24 protein-coding genes are annotated in these 23,346 nt (G+C 71.4%); 13 read left to right on the top strand and 11 right to left on the bottom strand.

The genetic code is table 11. The annotated features are described in order from the left end of the window. Positions 1-13: 13 nt before the first annotated feature. Entirely contained in the window at positions 14-1,603 is a 1,590-nt protein-coding gene (locus ACLQ29_RS06285; RefSeq protein ID WP_425770670.1) for a DUF6194 family protein, read from the top strand. Positions 1,604-1,633: 30 nt separating this feature from the next. On the opposite strand, the gene ACLQ29_RS06280 is transcribed toward ACLQ29_RS06285, so the two are convergent. Together ACLQ29_RS06280 and ACLQ29_RS06275 are read right to left on the bottom strand one after the other, a co-directional pair. Then, positions 1,634-2,188, bottom strand: coding sequence for a nitroreductase family protein (locus tag ACLQ29_RS06280; protein WP_425770668.1), 555 nt, complete (start codon positions 2,186-2,188; stop codon positions 1,634-1,636). A 23-nt stretch (positions 2,189-2,211) separates the two neighbouring features. Then, entirely contained in the window at positions 2,212-2,748 is a 537-nt protein-coding gene (locus tag ACLQ29_RS06275; protein WP_179780615.1) for an HNH endonuclease, read from the bottom strand. 349 nt (positions 2,749-3,097) lie between these two features. Here ACLQ29_RS06275 and ACLQ29_RS06270 point away from each other — a divergent pair, with 349 nt between their 5' ends. Together ACLQ29_RS06270 and ACLQ29_RS06265 are read left to right on the top strand one after the other, a co-directional pair. Beyond that, entirely contained in the window at positions 3,098-3,460 is a 363-nt protein-coding gene (locus ACLQ29_RS06270; protein WP_425770665.1) for an ArsR/SmtB family transcription factor, read from the top strand. Then, entirely contained in the window at positions 3,457-4,152 is a 696-nt protein-coding gene (locus ACLQ29_RS06265; RefSeq protein ID WP_425760691.1) for a cation diffusion facilitator family transporter, read from the top strand. The genes ACLQ29_RS06270 and ACLQ29_RS06265 overlap by 4 nt, the downstream gene beginning before the upstream one ends. A gap of 216 nt (positions 4,153-4,368) precedes the next feature. Here the strand turns inward: ACLQ29_RS06265 and ACLQ29_RS06260 are convergent, their stop codons facing one another. Then, positions 4,369-4,815, bottom strand: a complete 447-nt coding sequence (locus tag ACLQ29_RS06260) for an ArsI/CadI family heavy metal resistance metalloenzyme (RefSeq protein WP_425770663.1) — start codon at positions 4,813-4,815, stop codon at positions 4,369-4,371. A gap of 158 nt (positions 4,816-4,973) precedes the next feature. On the opposite strand from ACLQ29_RS06260, the gene ACLQ29_RS06255 reads away from it, so the two are divergent. The 6 genes from ACLQ29_RS06255 (at position 4,974) to ACLQ29_RS06230 (ending at position 9,499) form a co-directional block, all read left to right on the top strand. Then, complete coding sequence (locus ACLQ29_RS06255; protein ID WP_425770661.1) at positions 4,974-5,345, top strand: ArsR/SmtB family transcription factor; 372 nt, start codon at positions 4,974-4,976, stop codon at positions 5,343-5,345. Positions 5,346-5,409: 64 nt separating this feature from the next. Beyond that, positions 5,410-5,811, top strand: coding sequence for a hypothetical protein (locus ACLQ29_RS06250; RefSeq protein ID WP_425770659.1), 402 nt, complete (start codon positions 5,410-5,412; stop codon positions 5,809-5,811). Continuing rightward, a complete protein-coding gene (locus tag ACLQ29_RS06245; RefSeq protein WP_425770657.1) occupies positions 5,808-6,221 on the top strand; it encodes an arsenate reductase ArsC in 414 nt (137 codons plus the stop codon). The genes ACLQ29_RS06250 and ACLQ29_RS06245 overlap by 4 nt, the downstream gene beginning before the upstream one ends. A gap of 91 nt (positions 6,222-6,312) precedes the next feature. Then, complete coding sequence (locus ACLQ29_RS06240; protein ID WP_425770779.1) at positions 6,313-7,335, top strand: mechanosensitive ion channel family protein; 1,023 nt, start codon at positions 6,313-6,315, stop codon at positions 7,333-7,335. A gap of 235 nt (positions 7,336-7,570) precedes the next feature. Further along, a complete protein-coding gene (locus ACLQ29_RS06235) occupies positions 7,571-8,956 on the top strand; it encodes an MFS transporter (RefSeq protein ID WP_425770655.1) in 1,386 nt (461 codons plus the stop codon). A 114-nt stretch (positions 8,957-9,070) separates the two neighbouring features. Then, positions 9,071-9,499 (top strand): globin, encoded by a 429-nt coding sequence (locus ACLQ29_RS06230; protein ID WP_425770654.1) that lies wholly within the window; start codon positions 9,071-9,073, stop codon positions 9,497-9,499. Between the two features lie 19 nt (positions 9,500-9,518). Here ACLQ29_RS06230 and ACLQ29_RS06225 read toward each other — a convergent pair whose 3' ends face one another. From ACLQ29_RS06225 to ettA, 4 genes are all read right to left on the bottom strand, one after another. After that, complete coding sequence (locus tag ACLQ29_RS06225; protein ID WP_393373764.1) at positions 9,519-10,103, bottom strand: YbjN domain-containing protein; 585 nt, start codon at positions 10,101-10,103, stop codon at positions 9,519-9,521. A gap of 131 nt (positions 10,104-10,234) precedes the next feature. Continuing rightward, positions 10,235-10,969 (bottom strand): hypothetical protein, encoded by a 735-nt coding sequence (locus ACLQ29_RS06220; RefSeq protein WP_425770652.1) that lies wholly within the window; start codon positions 10,967-10,969, stop codon positions 10,235-10,237. After that, complete coding sequence (locus ACLQ29_RS06215; RefSeq protein WP_425770650.1) at positions 10,966-11,412, bottom strand: acyl-CoA thioesterase; 447 nt, start codon at positions 11,410-11,412, stop codon at positions 10,966-10,968. The genes ACLQ29_RS06220 and ACLQ29_RS06215 overlap by 4 nt, the downstream gene beginning before the upstream one ends. 12 nt (positions 11,413-11,424) lie before the next feature. Then, positions 11,425-13,101, bottom strand: coding sequence for an energy-dependent translational throttle protein EttA (gene ettA / locus ACLQ29_RS06210; RefSeq protein ID WP_393373771.1), 1,677 nt, complete (start codon positions 13,099-13,101; stop codon positions 11,425-11,427). Between the two features lie 210 nt (positions 13,102-13,311). Here ettA and ACLQ29_RS06205 point away from each other — a divergent pair, with 210 nt between their 5' ends. The 4 genes from ACLQ29_RS06205 to otsB all read left to right on the top strand — a co-directional run bounded on the left by ACLQ29_RS06205 (position 13,312) and on the right by otsB (position 18,136). Beyond that, positions 13,312-13,596 (top strand): hypothetical protein, encoded by a 285-nt coding sequence (locus tag ACLQ29_RS06205; protein ID WP_425770648.1) that lies wholly within the window; start codon positions 13,312-13,314, stop codon positions 13,594-13,596. Beyond that, positions 13,593-13,985 (top strand): hypothetical protein, encoded by a 393-nt coding sequence (locus ACLQ29_RS06200; protein WP_393242248.1) that lies wholly within the window; start codon positions 13,593-13,595, stop codon positions 13,983-13,985. The genes ACLQ29_RS06205 and ACLQ29_RS06200 overlap by 4 nt, the downstream gene beginning before the upstream one ends. A gap of 144 nt (positions 13,986-14,129) precedes the next feature. Continuing rightward, entirely contained in the window at positions 14,130-15,530 is a 1,401-nt protein-coding gene (locus tag ACLQ29_RS06195; RefSeq protein ID WP_030488230.1) for an alpha,alpha-trehalose-phosphate synthase (UDP-forming), read from the top strand. Between the two features lie 26 nt (positions 15,531-15,556). Further along, positions 15,557-18,136 (top strand): trehalose-phosphatase, encoded by a 2,580-nt coding sequence (gene otsB, locus ACLQ29_RS06190; RefSeq protein ID WP_425770778.1) that lies wholly within the window; start codon positions 15,557-15,559, stop codon positions 18,134-18,136. Positions 18,137-18,215: 79 nt separating this feature from the next. On the opposite strand, the gene ACLQ29_RS06185 is transcribed toward otsB, so the two are convergent. From ACLQ29_RS06185 to cobC, 4 genes are all read right to left on the bottom strand, one after another. After that, on the bottom strand, positions 18,216-19,502 hold the full coding sequence (locus tag ACLQ29_RS06185; protein ID WP_425770646.1) for a hypothetical protein: 1,287 nt from the start codon (positions 19,500-19,502) through the stop codon (positions 18,216-18,218). Positions 19,503-19,611: 109 nt separating this feature from the next. Further along, a complete protein-coding gene (gene cobA / locus ACLQ29_RS06180) occupies positions 19,612-20,967 on the bottom strand; it encodes a uroporphyrinogen-III C-methyltransferase (protein WP_425770644.1) in 1,356 nt (451 codons plus the stop codon). Between the two features lie 40 nt (positions 20,968-21,007). After that, positions 21,008-22,189, bottom strand: a complete 1,182-nt coding sequence (locus ACLQ29_RS06175) for a nicotinate-nucleotide--dimethylbenzimidazole phosphoribosyltransferase (protein WP_425770777.1) — start codon at positions 22,187-22,189, stop codon at positions 21,008-21,010. Further along, positions 22,189-23,274, bottom strand: a complete 1,086-nt coding sequence (gene cobC / locus ACLQ29_RS06170) for an Rv2231c family pyridoxal phosphate-dependent protein CobC (protein ID WP_425770642.1) — start codon at positions 23,272-23,274, stop codon at positions 22,189-22,191. The genes ACLQ29_RS06175 and cobC overlap by 1 nt, the downstream gene beginning before the upstream one ends. Positions 23,275-23,346: the final 72 nt, after the last annotated feature.

The raw sequence follows: 23,346 nt of genomic DNA, 5'->3' as shown, positions 1-23,346 counted from the left end.
TACGGTTTATGGAATGCCAGCTCTTCTCGACCTGCTCGCGGTATCCCCGGACCTGCTCGCGCTCGGCGAGCCGACGCACGGCGAGTCCGCCTTCCTCCAACTCCGCAACGACGCCTTCCTGTCGCTGGCGGAGCACGGCTACCTGTCGATCGCGGTGGAGAGCGACCGCGCGGCCGGGCTGATCGCCAACGAGTTCGTGCAGGGTGACGCCGACGTGCCGCTCGACCGGGCGCTCGCCGAAGGGTTCAGCCACGGGTTCGGCGCCGCCCCGGCCAACCGCGACCTGCTGCTGCGGATGCGCGAATGGAACGCGGGACGCCCGCCCGCCGAACGCCTGACGTTCCACGGCTTCGACGCCCCGTTGGAGCTGGCCAGCGCCCCGAGCCCGCGCCTTCACCTCACCCGGGTGTGTGACTTCCTCGACCTCGACCGGTCCGCCGAGATCGACGACCTGGTCGGTGACGAGGCGCGGTGGACCGACACGGCCGCGATCTGGGAGCCGGGTCGGTCGGTGGGGCGCTCGGCCGACGCCCGCGCACTGCGGGTGCTCGCCGACGACCTCGTCACCGAGTTGTACCTGCGGGCGCCCTGGAAGGCCGACGGCTGGGCGGCGGCGCTCGTGCACGCGACGTCCGCGGTCGCGGTGCTGCGCTACCACGCCGCGGCCGCCGCCCCACTGGCCCCTGAGGAACGCTTCGGCCGCCTGGCCGCGGTCCGGGACGCGCTGATGGCCGAGAACCTGCTCGCGATCCGTTCCGCCGAGGCACACCGCGGACCCACGCTCGTCTTCGGACACAACACGCACCTCCAGCGCCAGCCGGGCACGATGACGCTTGCCGACACGGAGGTGTCGTGGGCCGGCGCCGGCGCGATCGTCGCGACGCTGCTGGGTGACCGGTACGCGGTGATCGTCGGCAGCCTGGGCGCGAGCCCGGCGCTCGGCATCGAGGCCCCCGCCGCGTCGACCTACGAGGGCAGACTCCAGCAGGAGACCGACCTCCCCCGGTACGTGCCGGCGTCCGACATCGGGCCGGCCGAGCGGCGGACGCACGACTACCGATACTTCCCGCTGGGCCGGGCCACCATCGAGCACGCCGACGCGGTCCTGCACGTCCCGACCGGCGTCGACGCGGCCACGCTCGCCGACCGGATCGTCGCGCTGCCCGGAGTCGCGCAGGTCGTGGCGAGCGAGGAGAACGGATCACCCGAGGCGGCCTGGGGCGACCGGTTCTTCTTCGTCGGCCCGGACCACCGGCAGCCGTTCGCCACGATCGTCGAGCACGACGTGCCCGGCTTCGACGAGGCCGCGCAGCTGGACCGTCCCGGCGTCTTCCGCCTCAACCTGGACCTGGGCCGAGACGAGTTCGAGCGACGCTTCGGCTTTCCGCCCAAGGCGTTCGAGGAGCACCGGGACGACTTCGACTTCGCCCGGCTGGACACCCTCATGCCGCACCCGGGCTACGCGCTGTACGGCTTCGGCAGCATCGTCATGCCCGGCCCGCAACTGCTGCCCGAGATCGACCGGCTACTCGCGATCGCGTACGGCCGAGCAGCCGACCGTCACCAGCGCGCGGACCGCCGGGCAGCCGACCAGCAGGACTGAGCCAACCGCCAGCGCCACGGTCGCGCCGTTCTACGCTCGACGCGGCTGGTCCGTCGTGTCGTGGTCGGGCGGTTCGACTCCGGCGGTGCTGAGGTCGGTGATGCTGCGGCGGTGGCGTGGGAGGGGATCGCCGTCATCGACTGCCACGCCGATGGCGGTCATGGTGAGTATCTGCCAACCGGGTGCGACGCGCATGGTGTCGCGGAGGGCGTCGAGGTTGAAGGCGCGAAACTGCCGGCACGCCAGGCCCATGGAGTGGGCCTGCACGGTCATGTGCGCGACCGCTTGGCCGAGGTCGTAGTAGGCGAACTCGGAGTACTCCATCCCGCTGTCGTCCACTCCCCGCTGTGCGAGGTTCACGACAAGCGCGCTGGCCTGCGGGGCCCATCGGCGTGAACTCGCGGCGAGGTGGTCGACGAGCGCGGCGTGCCCCGCGTCGCCGCGTCGGCGGAAGTGGAACGCCCACGGTTGGGAGTTGCCGGCCGACGGCGCCCACCGGGCCGCCTCCAGCAGGACCGCCACCTCCCCGTCGGACAGGTGGTGGTCACTGTCGAAGCGCAGCGGGCTGAAGCGGCTCTGCAGCACCGGGGCGATCCTCGCGGCGGCGGTCAGGCGGCGGCTTCCGGCTCCCGCAGGTCCAGCCAGTCGGCCCAGCGGGGGTCGGGGGCGCGGTGCCCGAGCACCCGCCAGGCGGTGCCCTTCGGGGCGGCGGGAAGCGCGTGCAACCGCCACCCCATCTCCGCCGGCGTCTTGTCGCCCTTCGTGTGGTTGCACCGGGCACACGCGGCGACCACGTTCTCCCAGGCGTGCCGGCCACCCCGGCTGCGGGGGAAGACATGGTCGATGGTCTCGGCCGGGCCCCGACAGTAGGCGCACCGCCACCCGTCGCGGGCGAAGATCGCCCGCCGGGACAACCCCACGTGCGTCCGGTACGGCACGCGGACGAAGCGGGTCAGCCGGACCACGGAGGGCACCGGAAGCGCGTCGCGGGCGCTGTGCAGGATGCCATCGCCATCGGCGACGCAGACCGCCTTGGCGGAGAGAACGAGGATCGCGGCGCGACGCACCGACACGACACACAGCGGCTCGTAGGTGGCGTTGAGAACCAACGCGCCGGAGCCCACCGCGGGTCGTATGTCAGGCATCGCGATCACCCTCCCGGTTCAGCGGCTGCTGCGTACCGCCGTCGACCGCTGTCGGGCATGACCACCCACACGGTCGACGCCGGGCCGATCACCGACGTCCGTTGCGCCAATAGTCCCTGATCGGACCCCGGATTGCACGTACTAATCCCGCATGAGGTATGAGGATCATCCGCATCCGGGCGCATCGCCGTCTGGGCCTGGGAGAACACTGCCGTTGTCGGACACCGGACGACAGCTTCTGCCGGCCCCAGTCGTGCCGGATCCGTGCCCGATGATCTTCCGCCCCACCGTCGCCGAGGGTCATGCCGACACCACCCCAATCATCGCTAAATCTGGCTATCATCGCGCTATGGCGATTGATTGCACCCCCGGCCTGACTCCGGCCGTGGCGCTGTTCCGGTCCCTGGGGGACCCGACCCGGCTGGCGATCCTGCGACGGATCGCGTCCGGCGAGGCTCGGGTGGTCGACCTGACTGGAGAGCTGGGGCTCGCGCAGTCGACCGTGTCCAAGCACCTCGCCTGCCTTCGTGACTGTGGCCTGGTCGACTACCGGGTGGAAGGTCGCCAGTCGTTCTACGCCCTGACCCGGCCCGAACTGCTGGACCTGCTGCGCTCGGCGGAACTGGTTCTCGCCGCGACTGGCGAGGCCGTAGCCCTGTGCCCGGTCTACGGGGAGCCCGCCGACTCCACCACCTCGGGAGTGCACGCATGAGCGCGTCGTTGCTGACTCCGGAGCGACGGGCAGTGCTGTCACGCCGCAGCCTGTGGCTCGCCTACGCCACTGCTGGCTACAACCTCCTCGAGGGCCTGGTCGCCATTGCCGCTGGCGCAGCGGCCTCCTCCACGGCATTGATCGGCTTCGGCCTGGACTCGTTCGTCGAGGTATCCAGCGCAGCGGTGCTGATCTGGCAGTTCCGCTCTCGGGTGCCCGAGGATCGGGAACGAATGGCGCTGCGCCTCATCGGCGCGTCGTTCTTCGCCCTGGCTGCCTGGGTCACTTTCGACGCCGCTCGCTCGCTGCTGAGCGGTGGAGACGCCGAGGCCAGCCCGGTCGGCATCGGCCTCGCCGTCGCATCACTGCTCGTGATGCCGCTGCTCGTTCGGGCCAAGCGTCGCACCGGCCGGGAACTCGGCTCCGCAACAGTCATGGCCGACTCGACGCAGACGATGCTGTGCACGTACCTGTCTGCGGTGCTGCTCGTGGGCCTGGCCCTCAATGCGGCCTGGGGTTGGTCGTGGGCCGACCCGATCGCCGCACTCGTGATCGCGGGGGTAGCCGTCAAGGAAGGTATCGAGGCATGGCGCGGTGAGCACTGCGACGACTGCGCACCCCTCCCTGCCAGCGGTGCCGGCGGCCAGACCTCGGGTTGCGCCGACGGCTGCTGCGCGGACCAGAAGGCCTGAGGTCCGGCCTGGGTGTACGCCGTGGTGCTCGCGCTACTCAACGTCTTCGTGGCTGGGGTAACCGCCGCTACCTCTGCTGATTTCGCGGTGCACCCGGTTCCCTTCGCATCAACCCGCAACACTGACAATTGATGTTGATTGAGCCGTAAGACACACCACGCTCGCTCACGCCACCACCCCCGCCCTCCAGTTGGAGAGCGGGGAGGCGTCCCGGCATCAGCAGCGGCAACCGGTGGCCGGTTCCTTCTCGGCGGCGGGTGTGCAACAGGCGCTTTCGGTGGCCTTCTCCAACTGGTCGGAGTCGGCCTTCACGGTGTAGACCTCCCAGGGCTCGTTACCAGGGCCGCGCACCCACACCTTGTCCTGAAGGGCGTAGCAGCACTCGGTGCCGTTCTCCTCCAGGGTGATCAGACCGGAGCCGGTGAGGCGCGTGGTGGCCGCGTTGACGTCGTCGGTGCTGAACACCTCGACGCCCAGGTGGTCCATCACGGTGGGCTGGTCGGGCTCGCCTTCGAGCAGGACGAGCTTCAGCGGCGGGTTCTCGACGGCGAAGTTGGCGTAGCCGGGGCGGCGCTTGGCGGGCTCGACGCCGAACAGCGTGGAGTAGAAGGCGACGGAGCCTTCGAGGTCGGACACACGCAGGGCGAGCTGAACGCGGGACATGACTCTCCTTAGCGATCTGGAGGGTGTGATGGCTGGTCCGAGTGGGCCTCGGCGCGGCAGGCCGCCGTACAACGGCTTGCCCACCACGCCCTTGTCTTGATGCTTTTCGAAGCAGGACCAACGTTGCACCTTATTTTGAAATCTGTCAACCTAGAGAAATGTCGAAGCAAGCCCTGCCGGTGATGAGCCTGGACGCGGCGGCCTGCTGCGCGCCGATCGCGGTTCGCCCCATTGACACCGACCAGGCAGCAGTGGTCGCGCCACTGTTCAAGGCCTTGGGCGACCCGGTCCGGCTACGGCTGATGTCGATGATCGCTTCGGTGCCGGAGATGTGCGTCTGCGATCTGACCCCCGCGTTCGAGCTGTCCGGGCCGACCATCTCCCATCACCTGAAGGTCTTGCGGGAGGCTGGCCTGGTCGACTCCGAGCGGCGCGGCACGTGGGTCTGGTACCGGGTCCGCCCGGACGCGTTCCGGCAACTCCGCGCGCTTCTGGACCTCTCCGCCACCTCCGCGGAGGCCACCGCGTGATCTCGCCGCCTACGTCGCCGCCCAGGTCTGTGGCGCGATCACCGGGACCGTTCTGGCCAACCTGATGTTCGAACTACCAGCCGCCACGTGGTCCCGCACCGATCGCATCGGCGGAAACCTGTGGCTGGCCGAGATCATCGCCACCGCCGGCTTGATCGTCCTGATCTTCGCCCTCGCCCGCACCGGCCGCGGCAGTGCGGCTCCGGCCGCCGTGGGCGCCTACATCGGTGCCGCCTACTGGTTCACCTCGTCCACCTCATTCGCGAAGCCCGCCGTCACCATCGGCCGCGCCTTCACCGACACCTTCGCCGGAATCGCCCCCACCTCGCTTCCCGGCTTCGTCGGCGCGCAGCTCGTCGGCGGCCTGGTCGCCATCGCCGCCATCGCCGCCTGGTACCCCGGTGTCGAGAACTCCGCCGACGCCGTGGTCGCCCCCCGACTCTCTCCGGAGACAGAAGCCCGATGACCGACAAGCCCAGCGTCCTGTTCGTCTGCGTCCACAACGCCGGCCGCTCCCAGATGGCCGCCGGCTGGCTCCGACACCTCGCCGGCGACGCCATCGAGGTCCGCTCCGCGGGCAGCGAACCCGCCGACCAGATCAACCCCATCGCCGTCGAGGCCATGCACGAAGTCGGCATCGACATCACCGAACAAACCCCAGCCCGGCTCACCTGGGACGCCGCCCAGGCCGGCGACGTCATCATCACCATGGGCTGCGGCGACGCCTGCCCCGTCTTCCCCGGCAAACGCTACGAAGACTGGAAGCTCACCGCCCCCGCCGGCCAATCCGTCGACGTCGTCCGCCAGGTCCGCGACGACATCAGAACGAGGATCACCGAACTGCTCGCCAGCATCCAGCCCAAAGGCCAGGCGTAACATCCCCGCGCTCGCCCCCACCTGCCGGTGGGTCGGCGGTGGGCGCTCGGGCTCCTTGCGGTACGAAGACAGGGTGAGTGCCGCAAGCGTGATGCCCCTTGCCCTGTCCACCGGCGGGTCGGTGAACTGCCAGGGCAGTTCCTCCTGCAAATTCCTGTACGAGCTGACCAGTTCGGCCTGGTTCGCCGAGGGCAGTTACTGGATCCTGCTCAAGCCACTGCGGGTGCTGCTGATCCTGGCGCTGGCGATGGTGGCCCGCTGGGCGGTGCACCGCACGATCAACCGGTTGGTCCGCACCACGACCGACGGCGCGGTGCCGACGATGCTGCGACCACTGCGCGAGCGGGTGCCCAGCGCGGCCGTCGACCCGACCGAGTTCGTGCCCGAGCGGCGACGGCAGCGGGCCGAGGCGATCGGCTCGGTGTTGCGCAGTCTGACCACCGCGTTCGTCTTCGGCATCGCTCTGCTGATGATCCTGCGTGAGTTCAGCTTCGATCTGGCGCCGCTGCTGGCCAGCGCGGGGATTGCCGGCGTCGCGCTGGGCTTCGGCGCGCAGAGCCTGGTCAAGGACCTGATCGCCGGCCTGTTCATGCTGATCGAGGATCAGTACGGCGTGGGCGACAACGTCGACCTGGGCGAGGCGATGGGCGTGGTCGAGGCGGTCGGGCTCCGGGTGACAACTGTGCGCGACGGTCGCGGAGTGCTCTGGTACATCCGCAACGGCGAGATCATCCGGGTGGGCAACAAGAGCCAGGGCTGGGCGCTCGTGGTGGTGGACCTACCGATCGGGTTCAACAGCACCGAGGAGGCCACCGCCGTCCTGCGGACCGCGGCCGCCTCGGTCGCACTCGACCCGGAGCTGTCACCGGAGATCGTCGAGGCGCCGGAGGTGCTGGGTGTCGAGCAGGTGACGGTGGACGGTGCGGTCATCCGCACGGTGGTGAAGACGACAGCGGAGGGGCAGTTCGCGGTGGGCCGCGAGTTGCGTCGGCGGCTGGCGGAGGCGCTGGAGAACTCGGGGATCACCGCGCAGATCGCGGCGGCCCGCATCTTTCCCGGGCTTCCCCCCCGCCCGTTGCCGGACGGTGAAACTGGTCAGGGCGGTGCCACCTGACCCACCCGTCGTTGTCCTCGAATTCAGGGGGTCGCGAGCCGCCCGGCCCCTCAGGTATCGTCCGTTCGTTCAGTCGGGGATGCGACGAATGAGCCGTTCGGCCTAGATAGTTGTCAGACGATCGGGCAGAATCCGGAGCACGCGTTCCCGCCAAAGCGTGATCACAACCTCGCTGATCCGTAGATCTGACGAGCGCATCCGGCCGGGCTGCCACGAGCGGCCAACCCGGAGGCCGATGGAGGCGACGGTGCCCGACGAGCGACCTTCCGCGGAAGGCCCAGCTACTTTTCGCGAAGTGTTCGCCCAGCACGAGTTCCGCGCCGTGTTCATGGCGGGCGCGCTCTCCTGGGTCGGCGACTATGTCGCGAAGGCCGCCGTCACCGTGCTGGTCTATCAGAAGACCGATTCGGTCGGGCTCTCCGCGGCTGCCTTCGCGGTGAGTTTCCTGCCCTGGCTGCTCGGTGGTCCGGTGCTCGCCGCACTCGCGGAGCGATACCCGTACCGGCGGGTGATGGTGGCGTGTGACCTCATCCGGATGGGGTTGATGCTGCTCATCGCCATCCCGCAACTGCCGTACCAGGCGGTGCTGGTGCTGATCTTCGCCGCCACGCTCGCCAACCCGCCGAGCCAGGCGGCGAAGTCCGCGTTGATGCCGCAGATGCTCGCCGGGGACCGGCTGGTGCTCGGGCTGTCACTGAACGGCAGCGCGGGGCAGGCGGCCCAGATCGTCGGATACGTGCTCGGCGCCGCCGCCGCCTCCTACGACCCGCAGGTCGCGCTGCTGTTCAACGCGGCCACGTTCGGCGCGTCGGCGCTGCTGGTCCGCCTCGGTGTGCGACACCGCTCGGCGGTGCCGAACCCGGCGCAGCGCAGCCACCTGCTGCAGGAGACCCGCCAGGGCTTCACCATCGTGTTCGGCACACCGGTGCTGCGGGCTATCGCGGTGCTGGTGTTCAGCGCGATGCTCTTCTCGATCCTTCCCGAGGGGTTGGCCGTCGGCTGGGCCAACGAGGAGGGCCGCGGCGACATGAGCGCGACCACGGCCCAAGCAGTGATCATGGCGGCCAGCCCGGTCGGCTTCATCCTCGGCGGGTTGCTGGTGAGCCGCCTGTTCGGGCCGGACCGCCGGCTGAAGCTGATGCGACCGCTCGCGGTTCTCGCCCCGCTGGCGCTGGTGCCGACGTTGTTCGATCCGCCCCCGCTGGCGGTGGCTCTGCTGGCCGCTATCTGCGGGTTCGCGGTCGCCGGCATGCTACCGATGGCCAACGGGCTCTTCGTCCAGGCGATCCCCAACGGCTTCCGCGCCCGCGCCTTCGGGGTGATGGCGACCGGCGTCCAGGTCATCCAGGGCTTCGCGGTGCTGGCCACCGGGTTGATCGCCGATCGCTTCGACAACATCCCCCTCGTGGTGGGGCTGTGGAGCGCGGCCGGCGTGGTGCTGATGGTGGTGGCCGCGCTGCGCTGGCCGGATCGGCAGGCGTTCAGCGACGCGATCGCGGCAGCCACGGCGGCCAATGCCGAGCCGCCCGGCCAACCGGACGACGCCGCCGCCGGCGGTGCGGCGGCAGGCCCACCCGAGCCGCGTACCGGCGACGGCCACCGCCGGCACGCGGTCACCTGACCCGGCCCGCCCGTGCGGACCCGAGCGGGCCGGACGCGTGGCATCGGCCCGGCGTGATCCGACGCACGGTGCGCGGGTCGGTCTCGCGCCCGGCGCACCTGGCAGGATGGAACGGTGAACCCCGCAGGTGAATCCGAGCGTCCCGGTGCTTCGACGACCCTCTTCGAAGCGGTCGGCGGCGAGCCCACCTTCCGCAGGCTTGTCGACGAGTTCTATGCCGGTGTGGCCACAGATCCCCTGCTACGGCCCATGTACCCGGAGGGGGACCTGGCGCCGGCCGCGGATCGGATGACCCTGTTCCTGATGCAGTACTGGGGTGGACCGAACACCTACTCCGCCCAGCGTGGCCACCCGCGACTGCGGATGCGGCACGCGCCGTTCCGGATCGGGGCGGCCGAGCGGGACGCCTGGCTACGGAACATGCGCCGCGCCGTGGACCGGCTCGACCTCGAACCGGCGATCGCCGCCACGCTCTGGGACTACCTGGAGCGGGCCGCGTACTTCATGGTCAACGCCGAGGAGGACCCGGCCAACGGTGGCTGATCGCCGGGCCGGAGCAGCGTCAGAGCAACGCACCCTCGTCGTGCAGCCAGTCCACGAAGCTGGTGGCGACCGCCGCGCCGCAGTCGAGCATCTCGACGAGCAGCGCGTCGTGGGTGCCGGCGCCGAGCGGCACCTGAAGCTCGGCGTAGATCGGCAACTGGCCGCGCTCCGTCGGGTCGCCGATGTATGCCTTGCAGAACCGGCGGGTGTGGTTCCACTCGTTGACCACCCGGTAGGCCCGGTCGGCCCAGTCCGGCGGGACGGTGGCGTGCGGGCGTGCCCGCATGACCAGGATCTCGTCCTCCGGCCCTTCGAGGGTGACCAGCACGGCGTGCCGCTCCCACATGGCCAGCAGGTTGCCGTCGCCGTCGGCCAGGTAACGCACGTCGAGCAGGTCGAGTGCGTCGCACACGCGGCGCAGACTCACCGGCTCGACGGTGGCCAGCATCTCGGGCAAAGCCGGTCGCTCGCTGGCCGGGCAGTCGTCCCCCGGCTGGCGAGGGTTGGGCGGTCCGACCCGGACCGCGCTCTCCACTGTGATCCCGCTTCGGGTTTCCGGATCGCCGCCGTCGGCGGGACCGGGGCGCCATGACCACCACGGCATCGCTCGCGCACCTCACTCCCCAGCGGATCCAGTCGCCTACGGTGCGTTGGATCCGAGCATGGACGGTACCCGGACAGCCGAGTTGAAGCACCCCCCCAACGACCGCCCCGGCCCAGAAGAATGAGCAGGGGTCATCCGTTCGGAGGAGTACCGAGGGGTGTTACCGCAAGATCCGTGGCCGTCTGCAACCATGCCGCTCCGTATGGTCCCGCCAGGCCCACCCAACGTCCGGCCACCCGGACCTGAACGGTCGCCTCGTCGTGGTCGGTGGATGGGCCGTCGGCGGCGCCGAGGAAGCCCATCCGGACCACCCCCTGCACCAGCCGCTGCGACACCTCGACCGGCGGGGCGGGCGGCCCGTCCGGCGTGACGAGCACCGCAACGTGGTCGAGCAGCGCGTCCCGCAGCGCCCGCTGACCCACCGCGCGGCCGGCCACGCCCTGCTCGCTGGCCGTACGCAGGGTGCCCGCCGCCGCGTCCGCGATCCGCCGCAGCTCGGCAACGGGCAGCGCCTCCACCGTCCGGCTGCGCGTCGGGGGCAGCGGCCACCGCCACTGCGCGTCCCGGCGGGCCGGCCGGGCCGTACCGCCGCGTTCCAGCTCGGCGAGCAGCTCCGCGGCGGCCACCGTGACGTCCTCGGCGCTGCCGTCGGCCGGCTCACCGGCCACCGTGCGGACCACCAGCACCTGCCACGGCAGCCGGGCCCAGAGGGCGATCCGACCGGGCACACCGGCCGGCCGCAACCGGACCGGCGCGGCCCGATCCAGCCGGACCAGCCGGGCCAGGAAGGCACCGGCGTCAGCCACCCCGGCCACACCGTGCGTCGGGGTCGACGCCGCCGCCTGTCCCGTGCCCGGCCGGGTCATGCCAGGCCGCCCTGCGGTGCGTAGGTGAGCAGGAAGTCCCGCTCCTCCTGGGTGATCCGGCGGGGCACCTGGCGGGTCAGGTCGAACGGCACCAGCACCGAGCGGGCCCGGCTGGCCAGCACCTCGCCGTCGTACAGCTCGTAGGCGACGGTGAACGAGGCCGCCCGGATCTCCTCCACCCACAGCTCGATGCGGACGGTGGGCGCGGCCTCCGCGGTGGCCCGACCCAACGCGTAGTCGACGGGGCGCAGGTAGTCGACCTCGTGCCGGCGGATCACCACCCCGTCGGCGAACGAGCCGACCCCCCACGCCCGGCCACCGGCGAACATCAACGCCACCCGCGCCTCCTCGTACAGCGTGAGGAAGCGCGAGTTGTTGATGTGCCCGTACGCGTCCAGGTCGGACCAGCGCAGCGTGCAGTGGTAGACGAAGCGGTCAGACACCTTCTCGGCCGGTCAGTCGCGGGTCAGCTTGCGGTACGTCACCCGGTGCGGCCGGGCAGCCTCCGCGCCGAGGCGGTCGATCTTGTTCTTCTCGTACGCCTCGAAGTTGCCCTCGAACCAGAACCACTTGGTCGGGTCCTGGTCGTCGCCCTCCCAGGCCAGGATGTGCGTGGCGACCCGGTCCAGGAACATCCGGTCGTGCGAGATGACCACGGCGCAGCCGGGGAACTCCAGCAGCGCGTTCTCGAGGCTGGACAGCGTCTCCACGTCCAGGTCGTTCGTCGGCTCGTCGAGCAGGATGACGTTGCCGCCGATCTTCAGGGTCAGCGCCAGGTTGAGCCGGTTGCGCTCACCGCCGGAGAGCACCTTCGTCGGCTTCTGCTGGTCCGGTCCCTTGAAGCCGAACGCGGCGATGTACGCCCGCGACGGCATCTCGACCTTGCCCACCATCAGGTAGTCGAGCCCGTCGGAGACGACCTCCCAGACGGTCTTGTCACCGTTGAGGCCCTCGCGGTTCTGGTCGACGTACGACAGCGAGACCGTCTCGCCGACCCGGACCTGGCCGCCGGTCGGCTGCTCCAGCCCGACGATGGTCTTGAACAGCGTGGTCTTGCCGACGCCGTTGGGGCCGATGATGCCGACGATGCCGTTGCGCGGCAGCGAGAACGACAGGTTGTCGATCAACAGTCGGTCGCCGAAGCCCTTGCTGAGGTTTACCGCCTCGATCACCGTGCTGCCCAGTCGCGGGCCCGGCGGAATCTGGATCTCCTCGAAGTCGAGCTTGCGGGTCTTCTCCGCCTCGTTGGCCATCTCGTCGTACCGGTCCAGGCGGGCCTTGGACTTGGTCTGGCGGGCCTTGGCGTTGGAGCGGACCCACTCCAACTCCTCGGTGAGGCGCTTCTTCATCTTGGCGTCGCGGCGACCCTCGACGGCCAGGCGGGCGGCCTTCTTCTCCAGGTAGGTGGAGTAGTTGCCCTCGTAGCCGATGGCCCGGCCACGGTCCAGCTCGAGGATCCAGCCGGCCACGTTGTCGAGGAAGTACCTGTCGTGGGTGATCGCCATGACGGTGCCGGCGTACTTGGCCAGGTGCTGCTCCAGCCACGAGACGCTCTCCGCGTCCAGGTGGTTTGTGGGCTCGTCGAGCAGCAGCAGGTCGGGGGCCTCCAGCAGCAGTTTGCAGAGCGCGACCCGGCGACGCTCACCACCGGAGAGCTGGGTCACGTCGGCGTCCGGCGGCGGGCAGCGCAGGGCGTCCATGGCCAGTTCGAGCTTGGAGTCGACGTCCCAGGCGTCGAGGTGGTCCAGCTCCTCCTGGAGCTTGCCCATCTCCTCCATCAGCTCGTCGGAGTAGTCGGTCGCCATCTGCTCGGCGATCTTGTTGAACCGCTCCAGCTTGGCCTTGGTCTCGGCAACCGCCTCCTCGACGTTGCCGAGCACGGTCTTGGCGTCGTTGAGCGGGGGCTCCTGGGCGAGCATGCCGACGGTGTAGCCGGGCATGAGCCGGGCCTCGCCGTTGCTCGGCTTGTCCAGTCCTGCCATGATCTTGAGGAGGCTGGACTTACCCGCGCCGTTCGGACCGAGCACACCGATCTTGGCTCCCGGCAGGAAGCTCAACGTCACGTTGTCGAGCACGACCTTGTCGCCGTGCGCCTTGCGGGCCTTTTCCAGGACGTAGATGTACTGGGCCACGGTGCGGGCTACCTCCGTCGGTTGCTGTCGCTGATCGGCGGCGCGGGCGCGGGCTGCGAGGACCGCCCGCCGCCGCCGGCCGGTAGCCGGCCGCGCGCACGCCATCGTCAATCCTGACAGGTACGCCGCGCTTCGCCCACATCACCCCGCCCCAGGGGCACGCGGGCGCGCCTCCTTGCCAGAGCCGGTAAGGCAAATTACGGTTTTGGTATGACCAAGAAGATCACCATCAGCCTGCCCGACGATCTTGCGGAAAGACTGGCCGACGAGCCGAACGCTTCCGCCTACGTCGCCGAGTCTCTGCGACGGAGGGTGGCCGGGGAGAAGACGCGGGAGATCCTCCGGCGGGTCGGTTTCGAGATCAGCGACGAGGAGGTAGCGCGGGTGCACGCCGAAATGGAGCAGTTGCGGGCGAGCATCACCCCCGAACTACGCGAACAGGCGGCCCAACTCCAGGCCGAGGTTTTGGCGGCACGCGCGAGAGCCACCCGGTGACGGGCTACGGCTTGGCGCTGGACGCGACAGCCCTGCTGGCCTACTCGTCGTCGGAACGGGATGTCGGTCACCGCATCGCGGAAGCCGCCGACTATGGCGTGCACGTGCTGGTGCCGGCGCTCTGCCTCGTCCGTGCACACCAGGAGGCCACTCCCGGCCAGTGGGAAATGCTCGAAGTGCTCGCCGCGTTGCCGCACATCCGGGTAACCCCGGTCGAGCCGAACATGTGCTCGTTTCTCGGCGGATGGTCACGCCGCATGGCCGGGCACACGGACCTGGCCCAGCTGGCGATGGACGCCGCCGCCCACCCCCTCGTGCCGATCATGACGGATCGGCGGGAGTTGCTCGGCGAGGTGCTGCCCAAGGAATGGCCGATCATCGACCTCTGATCGACGGGCTGTCGACAAGATCACCCTGGGGATTCCAGCGCGTACGAGGCGGGTAGGAGACTCCGGCACGGGGCACAAGACGCCGCAGCTACGCTCAGTACGCTCATTCGCGGTGGACCCGTCAGTACCCGGAGGTGGCCGATCGTGACCGTCCGTAGCTCCTTTGTCGTAGTGGCGAACCGTCTGCCGGTCGACGAGGTGAGCACTCCCGAGGGCCGACAGTGGCGACGCAGCCCTGGCGGGCTGGTCACCGCGCTGCACCCCGTGCTCGCCGAACACCAGGGCACCTGGGTCGGCTGGGCCGGTGGCACCGGTGCCGCCCCCGAGCCGTTCGACCTGGAGGGGATCCGGCTGCACCCGGTCCCGCTGAGCGCCGAGGAGCTGGAGCGCTACTACGAGGGCCAGTCCAACGCGACGATCTGGCCGCTCTACCACGACGCGGTCGAGACACCTGCCTACAAGCGTCGCTGGCGGGAGGCGTACCGCCTGGTCAACGCCCGGTTCGCGGAGGCCGCCGCCGACGTGGCGGCCGAGGGCGCGACGGTCTGGGTGCAGGACTACCAGCTTCAACTCGTCCCGGCGATGCTCCGTGAGCTGCGCCCGGACCTGCGGATCGGGTTCTTCCTGCACATCCCGTTCCCGCCGATCGAGCTGTTCATGCAGATGCCGTTCCGCACCGAGATCCTGCGCGGCCTGCTCGGCGCCGACCTGGTCGGCTTCCAGCAGCGGTTGGCCGCGCAGAACTTCGTCCGGCTGGCCCGGCACCTGCTCGGGCTGCGTTACGAGGGGCAGATGATCCAGGTCGACGGTCGGCAGGTGAAGGCGGGCGCCTTCCCCATCTCGATCGACACCCAGGAGATGGAGCGGATGGCCGCCGACCCGGCGATCCAGGCTCGGGCCAAGCAGATCCGCGCCGAGTTGGGCGATCCGAAGACGATAATCCTGGGCGTGGACCGGCTGGATTACACAAAGGGCATCGAGTTGCGGCTCAAGGCCTTCCGCGAGTTGCTTGCTGACGGAAAGTTGACAGTTCCCGACGCGGTTATGGTGCAGGTGGCCACGCCCAGCCGCGAGCGGGTCGAGCACTACCAGGCACTACGGGTCAAGGTCGAGCGCGAGGTTGGCCGGATTAATGGCGAATTCGGCAGGGTCGGCGTGCCGGCGGTGCATTACCTGCATCAGTCGTACAGTCGCAGTGAACTCGCCGCGATGTACGTCGCCGCCGACGTGATGATGGTGACACCGCTACGCGACGGCATGAACCTGGTGGCCAAGGAGTACGTGGCGTCGCGCGCCGACCAGGGTGGCGCGCTCGTGCTCAGTGAGTTCGCTGGCGCCGCAACGGAGCTGCGTCAGGCATTTCTGTGTAACCCGCACGACCCGGACGCGGTCAAGGACGCCCTGCTCCGGGCAGTGCACGTGGAGAAAACCGAGGCACGCCGCCGGATGCGGACAATGCAACGTCACCTGCGTACCCACGACGTGGGCCACTGGGCCAAGTCTTTCCTCTCCGAGCTCGGAGTTCCCGAGGCGGAGGCCGAGTGAACACGACCGCCAACGATGGAGCCGCCATGGCCACCGGGGTGATGGACCCCGAGCTGCGCTCCGCCATCGGCCGGATCGCCCGGGTCCCCCAACTCCTGGTCGCCTGCGACTACGACGGCACACTCGCGCCGATCGTGGAGGACCCGAGCACGGCCGTCCCACTGCCCGAGTCGGTTGCCGCGGTCCGCGCGCTCGCCGCGCTGCCGCAGACAACCGTGGCGGTCGTCTCCGGCCGGGCGCTGCGCGACCTGGCCGCACTGTCCCGGCTGCCCAGCGAGGTGCACCTCGTCGGCAGCCACGGCTCCGAGTTCGACATCGGCTTCGTCGAGCGGCTCTCCCCAGAGCTGGTCGCGGTGCGCCAGCAGGTACGCAACGCGCTGCGCGAGATCGCCTCCGCGCACCCGGGCATCCGGCTGGAACGCAAACCGGCAAGCGTGGCCGTGCACACCCGCGGGGTCGACCCGGAGGTCGCCGCCGCCGCCATCGAGGCCGTCCGCAACGGCCCGGCCAGCTTCGACGGTGTCACCGTGACCCAGGGCAAGGAGGTCATCGAGCTCTCCGTCGTGGCCACCCACAAGGGCACCGCACTCGACCAACTGCGGACCCAACTCGCCTCCAGCGCGGTGCTGTTCATCGGCGACGACGTCACCGACGAGAACGCGTTCGGCCACCTGCACGGTCCCGACCTCGGCATCAAGATCGGCCCCGGGGACACCCAGGCCAGCTACCGGGTGGGCGACCCGCTGGAGGCCGCCCGCGCGCTGGCGCTGCTACTGGAGACCCGACGGCACTGGCTGTTCGGCGAGCGGGCGGTGCCGATCGAGCGGCACTCCATGCTGGCCAACGGCCGTACCGTCGCTCTGCTCACCCCCGAAGCCAAGGTGAGCTGGCTCTGTCACCCCAAGCCGGACTCGGCGGCGATCTTCGCCGACCTGGTCGGTGGCAGCCCGGCCGGTCACTTCAGCGTCGCCCCGGAACGCGGCGGCATCCCGCTGGGCCAGCGCTACCGTTCCGGCACGATGACAGTGGAGACCCGGTGGTCCGGGCTCACCGTCACCGACTGGCTGGACAAGCCGGCCCGGGAAACCACTCCGGACGACAGCCCCGCGGTCATCACCGGCGACTCGACCCTGATCCGGGTGCTCACCGGCAGCGGCAAGGCCCGGGTGGAGTTCGCGCCGAGGCCCGAGTTCGGTCAGGTCGCCGTGCAGTTGCAGCCGATCGGCGACGGTCTGCTGGTGCTCGGCTCCAACGAGCCGGTCGCGCTCTACGCCCCCGGCGTGGAGTGGGAGGTCGGCAACGACGGCGGGTACGAGACCGCCAAGGCGATCGTCGACCTCTCCGCCGCCGGCGGGCAGGTCGTGCTCGAGTTGCGCTTCGGCACGCACAGCCTGGAGCACCACCGGGTGCCGATCCACGAGCGGCAGGCCGCCGCCGAGCAGCCGTGGAAGGACTGGGTCGCCTCGCTGCGGCTGCCGTCCACCGCCCGTGACCTGGTCGCGCGCAGCGCCCTCACCCTGCGCGGGCTCTGTCACGAGGCCACCGGCTCGATCCTGGCCGCGGCGACCACCTCGCTCCCCGAGGAGCTGGGCGGCGTCCGCAACTGGGACTACCGCTACTGCTGGCTGCGCGACGCCGCGCTGACCGCCCGCGCGCTCGTCGACCTGGGCTCCGTCGAGGAGGCCGAGGCGCTGCTGCGCTGGGTGGACGGCTGCATCGAGCGCACCGGCGGCCACCCGGAGCGACTGCACCCGCTCTACACGATCGACGGGTACGAGCTGGGCGCCGAGGCGGTCATCGACACGCTGCCCGGCTACGCCGGCTCCCGGCCGGTCCGGGTCGGCAACCTCGCCAACCACCAGTTGCAGCTCGACGTCTTCGGCCCGATCGCCGACCTGATCGCGGCCGTCGCCGACGCTCGCGGCTCGGTCCGCGAGGACGAGTGGCGGGTCCTGGAAAACATGGTCGAGGCGGTCCGCCGCCGTTGGCACGAGCCCGACCACGGCATCTGGGAGGCGCGGCTGCCACCACGGCACCACGTCTTCTCCAAGGTGATGTGCTGGATGACCGTCGACCGGGCGCTGCACGTGATGCGCGAGCACGGCGGCGAGGACCGGCCGGAGTGGAAGGATCTGCGCGACCGGATCGGCGCCAACGTCCTGGAGCAGGGTTGGCACTCCGACGTCGAGGCGTACAGCGTCGCGTACGGGGACGAGGACATGGACGCCTCGTCGCTCTGGATCGGGCTCTCCGGCCTGCTCCCGGGTGACGACCCGCGCTTCCTGTCCACAGTCCTGCGCATCGAGGCGGACCTGCGCAGCGGCCCGGTCGTCTACCGCTACCACTGGGACGACGGCCTGCCCGGCCGTGAGGGCGGCTTCCACATCTGCACGGCGTGGCTGATCGAGGCGTACCTGCGCACCGGCCGCCGCACCGACGCCGAGGAGCTGTTCGCGCAGATGGTGCTGACCGCCGGCCCGACCGGGCTGCTCCCGGAGCAGTACGACCCGCTCGCCGAGCGCGGGCTGGGCAACCACCCGCAGGCGTACAGCCACCTCGGTCTGATCCGCTGTGCCCTGCTGCTGGACAACATGCTCAAGCAGTAGTTCGACCGCACGTGTGACGGGGCCGGAGCGCAAGCGCGCTCCGGCCCCGTCGTACGCCGCACGCGCCGACAGACGTCGGTCAGTGCGGGTACGGCAGGCTCGGTTGCCACCCGTACAGGCGGGCGTCGAGGTCGGTGGGCACCGTCCAGTGCGCGTACGGCAGCACCGCGCTGCTGCCGGTGTGGGTCAGGCACAGCAGTGGGGCGTCGCCGGTGTGGTCGAGCGCGAGCTTCGGTTTACGGGCCGCGCCGACGCCGCCGAGGCCGAACAGGACAACCGGATCCCGGACCGGCAGCCCCAGTGCCTGCCGGCCGTCACGCCACCCCCGGTACGCCGCGTCCAGCCGCCAGGGCGCGAGGTCGGCGAGACCGCGATACAGGTTCGCCACCCAGGTCGGGGTGAGTTCGGCGGCGGAGAGCCGGTACGGCACCCCGGTCAGCAACGCGTCGAGTTCCGGTTCCGTCTCCACCCCGGCGCTTGTCAGCGCCCCGGGCAAGGCGCCACGGCGGACGGCCGCGACCGCGGGGGCAGCCTGCTCGACCCGATCGACCTGCCAGCGAAGCCCCGCCGGGGTGCCCGCCTGTCGGCGGTCCCACAGCCAGCGGGAGGTGTCCCAGCGGTGCCGCTGGTTGGCCGGGATCAGCTCGTCGACGCCGATGACCAACTCCTCGCCCTCGACCCTTGCGGTGAGCCACCGGCCCCGCAGGTGCGGCCGCTGCTCGCCGTAGCCGGCCAGTGCGACAACCGCGGACCGCAGGTAGGCGCCTGTGTTCCCGCGCGGGAAGTGCCAGCACAACGCGGACCTGTCGATGGCGTCGACGTCGGCGGCGGCCTCGTCCGACACCGCGCCGATCCGGACCAGCGGCGATGTCGCGCTGGCCTGGCGATTGTCGAACTGTCGACGGTCCCGGCGCTGCCGCACCTCGGCCCGCTCGACCGGCGGGCTGACCGAGTACGCCGCCTTCTTCCCGGCCCATCGCAGCACCTCCGCCCCGGCCGCCTGCGGGTCACCGAAGAGCCGGAACGCCAGCAGCTCGTCCTCGTCGGACCCGTCGTCCTCGGTCACCTGCAGCTCGTACACCAGGTTGCCGGGCGCGTCCAGGTCGTAGCCGGTGTGCGGGTCACGGCCGAACTCGTTGCCGACGAGCGAGTCGCCGGGCTGTTGGGGATAGCCGCGGACCACCGTGACCAGGACGGCCCAGGAGCCGTCCGGGTCCGCGCACCGCAGAGTCCGGACCGGAGCGTCGCGCCATCGTGAGGGGAGGTCCTCGAAGGTGGTGGTCAGGCCGGGGCCTGCGCACCGCAGCGCGACAGGTGTGAGCAGTTCCGTCCGCCACGTCTCGTGAGGATCCTTCACGGTGAGCATGAGCGACATTCTGTCGACAGCCACCGACAACCGCCGCAGCGGGCAATCTTGGATAGTTTCCGTTACGCGCTAACGGAAACTATCCAAGATCTACCGTTCGGGTCGCCGGTCAGCCGTCGAGGGCGCCCACCACGTCACCGAGTACGACTACCGCGGGCGGGCGCAGGTCGGCGGCGAGCGCGTCGGCGGCCACCGCGCCGAGCGTGGATCGCAGCACCCGCTGGGCACCCGTCGTGGCTTCCTGCACCACGGCTGCCGGCGTCTGCGGGGACCGACCGTGGGCGATCAGGGTGGCCGTGATGGCGGCGAGGTTCTTCAACCCCATCAGGATCACCAGGGTGCCGCGCAGGCCCGCCATCGCCTCCCAGCGCACCAGCGACGCCGGTGAGTCGGGTGCCACATGCCCGGAGACCACTGTGAACTCGTGCGCCACCCCCCGATGGGTGACTGGAATCCCGGCCGCGGAGGGAGCGGCGATCGAGCTGGTCACCCCGGGCACCACGGTCACCGACACACCGGCCTGCGCGCACGCCAGCAGCTCCTCGCCGCCCCGGCCGAAGACGTACGGGTCGCCGCCCTTGAGCCGTACCACGAAGGCGCCGGCCAGCGCACGGTCGACCAGGATCTGGTTGATCTCCTCCTGGGCCCGGGACGGTCCGTAGGGGATCTTCGAGGCGTCCACCAGCTCGACGTCCGGGCGCAGCTCGTCGAGGAGCAGGCCGGGCACCAACCGGTCGGCGACCACCACGTCGGCCTCGGTGAGCAGCCGCCAACCCTTCACCGTGATCAGCTCCGGATCACCCGGCCCCGCCCCGACCAGCGCCACCCGCCCAGCCGGCCGCCCGGTCACACCAGCCGAGCCCGTCACGCCGGCCGAGCCCGTCACACCAGCCGAGCCGCTCGCGCCGGTCACGCCACCCGCGCCAGCCGCGCCAGCCGCGCCAGCCGCGCCAGCCGCGCCGGTCGCGCCGGTCGCAGCGGCGGGCCGGCTCTGTCCTCCGCCCGGTGCCAGGCGGACGGCGAGGAGGTCGCGGATCGCGTCCCGGACGGTCATCGCCCGGCGGGGGTCACCGCCGCCGAGCACCGCCACCGTGACCGGGCCGTGCCGGGTCACCGCCGGGGTCCAGGCGGTGGCGGCGGTCCGGTCGTCGGCCCGGACGCAGAAGATCCGCCGCTCGGCGGCGACGGCGCTCACCGAAGCGGCCGCCATCGGGTCGTCGACCGCCACCTGGACCAGCCACGCGCCGTCCAGGTCCTCGGGCAGGAACCGGCGTGGCACCCAGTGCAGCCGACCCGCGTCGACCCGGGCGCGCAGCGCCGGGGTCAGCTCCGGGGCCACCAGCAGGACGTCCGCGCCGGCGTCCAGCAGCGCGGGCACCCGCCGGGTGGCGACCGCGCCACCACCCACCACGACCACCCGCCGCCCGGCGAGCCGCAAACCAAGGGGGTACGGATTGGAGGTCACGCCGCACCACCGAAGCGGACGGCTCGCTCGCTGCGCCTCGTCACTTCTCGGCCACCCCGGCGGAGTCGAAGGTGGCCACCTCGTGCAGCACCCGCACCGCGCCGCTGACCACTGGCAACGCCAACAGCGCGCCGGTGCCCTCGCCGAGGCGCAGCCCCAGGTCGATGAGCGGGTCGAGGCCGAGGTGCCGCAGTCCCGCGGTCGCACCCGGCTCGGCCGAACGGTGCCCGGCGACCATGGCGCAGACCGCGTCCGGGGCGAACGCGGCGGCGGCCAGCGCGGCCGAGACCGCGATCACGCCGTCCAGCAGCACCGGCGTACGGCGGGCGGCGGCCCCCAGGATCAGCCCGGCCAGCGCGGCGTGCTCCAGGCCACCGACGGCGGCCAGCACACCCAGCGGGTCGGCCGGGTCGGGCGCGTGCCGGGTCAGCGCGGCGCGCACCACGGCAACCTTGTGCGCGTAGGTCGGGTCGTCGATGCCGGTGCCCCGACCGGTGGAGTCGAGCGGGTCGGCGCCGGTGAACGCGGCGATCAGCGCGGCGGCCGGGGTGGTGTTGCCGATGCCCATGTCACCGGTGAGCAGGATGCCGGCTCCCGCGTCGATCAGCTCGTCGGCGATCCGGATGCCGGTCTGCACCGCCGCCAGCGCCTCGTCCCGGGTGAGTGCGGCGGTCACCGTGAAATCGCGCGTGCCCCGGCGGACCGACGCGGCAACCAGCCGGGGCACCGCCGGATCGAGCACGGCCGAGCCGGACCCACCCGGGCCGGACCCACCCGGGCCGGACCCACCCGGGCCGGACCCACCCGGGCCGGACCCACCCGGGTCGAGCACGGCGGCGGCGAGCACCGCCGGGTCGGTGGCGGGCAGCGGGGTGGCCACCCCGACGTCGACAACGGTGACCGACGCGCCGGCCTGTCGGGCGAACGCGTTGACCACCGCCCCGCCGGCCAGGAAGTTGCCGATCATCTGCCCGGTGACCTCCTGCGGCCAGGGGCTGACCCCCTGGGCGTGCACCCCGTGGTCGCCCGCGAAGATCGCGACCGCGGCCGGCTCGGGCAGCGGTGGTGGGCAGGCCCCGGCGAGGCCGGCGAGGCGTACCGACAGCTCCTCCAACGCGCCCAGCGAGCCCGCCGGCTTGGTCAGCCGGCCGTGCAGCTCACGGGCGGCGGCCATGGCCGCTTCGTCCGCTGGTCGGATCGCCCCGATCGTGGTCTCCAGCATCATGCCTCCATGATCTCGCGCAGCGCCTCGATGAACGCGTCGGTCGTGTTTCGGTCGCGTACCGCCACCCGCAGCCAGTCCGGGCCGAGGCCGGGGAAGGTGTCGCCCCGGCGGACCGCCCAGCCGCGCTCGCGCAGGGCGGCCCGGATCGCTGTCGCGCCCGGCCGGTGCAGCAGGACGAACGCGCTGGCCGGGCGGCCGACGACGCGTACACCGGGCAGGTCGGCGAGGCGGGCGACCAGGTGGTCGCGGTCGGCGGCGAGGTCGGCGGCGATCGCGCGCTCGGCCTGGACCGCAACGGTGGTGGCGCAGGCCGACGCGGCGGCCAGCGCGGGTGTCGAGACGGCCCAGAGCGGCTGGACGGCGGCCAGCCGGGTCAGCAGCTCCGGAGCCCCAAGCAGATAGCCGATCCGGAGGCCGGCCAGGCCCCACGTCTTGGTGAGGCTGCGCAGGACGAGCAGACCGGGCAGGTCGCGCCGCCCGGCAAGCGACTCCGGTTCGCCGGGGTGCCCGGCGGCGATCGTGGTGTCGGCGAACGCCTCGTCGACCACGAGCACCCGGCCGGGGCGGGCCAGCGCGGCCACCGTCCCCGCAGGGTGCAGCACCGACGTCGGGTTCGTGGGATTGCCGATCATCACCAGGTCGGCGTCGGCGGGCACCCGGGAGGGGTCGAGCCGGAAGTCGTCGGCGGGGTCCAGCAGCACCCGCTCGACCGGATGCCCGGCGGCCCGCAGCGCCGCCTCCGGCTCGGTGAACTGGGGGTGCACCACCACCGGCCGGCGTACCCCGCGAAGCGCCTGGGCGATCAGCACGAAGCCCTCGGCGGCGCCGGCGGTGAGCAGCACCTCGTTCGGGTGACGGCCGTGTCGGGCCGCGACGGCCGCCCGGGCCGGCGCCGGGTCCGGGTAGTGGGCCAGATCGGTCAGGGTGGCGGCGATCGGGTCGGCCAACCAGGTGGGCGCCGGCGCCTGCCGGACGTTGACGGCCAGGTCGATCAGCCCGTCGCCGACCTCCGCGTCGCCGTGGTGCGCGAGGTCCGGTTCGACCCCGGCGGTGGCGACCATTCCGCTCGGCTGATCAGACATGCCCGCGATCCTGCCGGGAAGGCGGCCGGTGGGACAGCCGATCTCAGCGTAAGCCGCGTCACCACTTGCCGG

The organism is Micromonospora sp. DT228 (genome assembly GCF_049841595.1).
Classification (GTDB): Bacteria; Actinomycetota; Actinomycetes; order Mycobacteriales; family Micromonosporaceae; genus Micromonospora.
The sequence above is the reverse complement of the archived record's forward strand: the minus strand, read 5'-3'. Positions and strand labels throughout refer to the sequence as shown.

Bases quoted from the DNA above. Each gene is read 5' to 3' on its own strand.
- ACLQ29_RS06285 (WP_425770670.1), top strand. From the start codon at position 14: ATGCCAGCTCTTCTCGACCTGCTCGCGGTATCCCCGGACCTGCTCGCG.
- ACLQ29_RS06275 (WP_179780615.1), bottom strand. From the start codon at position 2,748: ATGCCTGACATACGACCCGCGGTGGGCTCCGGCGCGTTGGTTCTCAAC.
- ACLQ29_RS06270 (WP_425770665.1), top strand. From the start codon at position 3,098: ATGGCGATTGATTGCACCCCCGGCCTGACTCCGGCCGTGGCGCTGTTC.
- ACLQ29_RS06265 (WP_425760691.1), top strand. From the start codon at position 3,457: ATGAGCGCGTCGTTGCTGACTCCGGAGCGACGGGCAGTGCTGTCACGC.
- ACLQ29_RS06260 (WP_425770663.1), bottom strand. From the start codon at position 4,815: ATGTCCCGCGTTCAGCTCGCCCTGCGTGTGTCCGACCTCGAAGGCTCC.
- ACLQ29_RS06255 (WP_425770661.1), top strand. From the start codon at position 4,974: ATGTCGAAGCAAGCCCTGCCGGTGATGAGCCTGGACGCGGCGGCCTGC.
- ACLQ29_RS06250 (WP_425770659.1), top strand. From the start codon at position 5,410: ATGTTCGAACTACCAGCCGCCACGTGGTCCCGCACCGATCGCATCGGC.
- ACLQ29_RS06245 (WP_425770657.1), top strand. From the start codon at position 5,808: ATGACCGACAAGCCCAGCGTCCTGTTCGTCTGCGTCCACAACGCCGGC.
- ACLQ29_RS06240 (WP_425770779.1), top strand. From the start codon at position 6,313: ATGCCCCTTGCCCTGTCCACCGGCGGGTCGGTGAACTGCCAGGGCAGT.
- ACLQ29_RS06235 (WP_425770655.1), top strand. From the start codon at position 7,571: ATGGAGGCGACGGTGCCCGACGAGCGACCTTCCGCGGAAGGCCCAGCT.
- ACLQ29_RS06225 (WP_393373764.1), bottom strand. From the start codon at position 10,103: ATGCCGTGGTGGTCATGGCGCCCCGGTCCCGCCGACGGCGGCGATCCG.
- ACLQ29_RS06220 (WP_425770652.1), bottom strand. From the start codon at position 10,969: ATGACCCGGCCGGGCACGGGACAGGCGGCGGCGTCGACCCCGACGCAC.
- ACLQ29_RS06205 (WP_425770648.1), top strand. From the start codon at position 13,312: ATGACCAAGAAGATCACCATCAGCCTGCCCGACGATCTTGCGGAAAGA.
- otsB (WP_425770778.1), top strand. From the start codon at position 15,557: ATGGCCACCGGGGTGATGGACCCCGAGCTGCGCTCCGCCATCGGCCGG.
- ACLQ29_RS06185 (WP_425770646.1), bottom strand. From the start codon at position 19,502: ATGCTCACCGTGAAGGATCCTCACGAGACGTGGCGGACGGAACTGCTC.
- ACLQ29_RS06175 (WP_425770777.1), bottom strand. From the start codon at position 22,189: ATGCTGGAGACCACGATCGGGGCGATCCGACCAGCGGACGAAGCGGCC.
- cobC (WP_425770642.1), bottom strand. From the start codon at position 23,274: ATGTCTGATCAGCCGAGCGGAATGGTCGCCACCGCCGGGGTCGAACCG.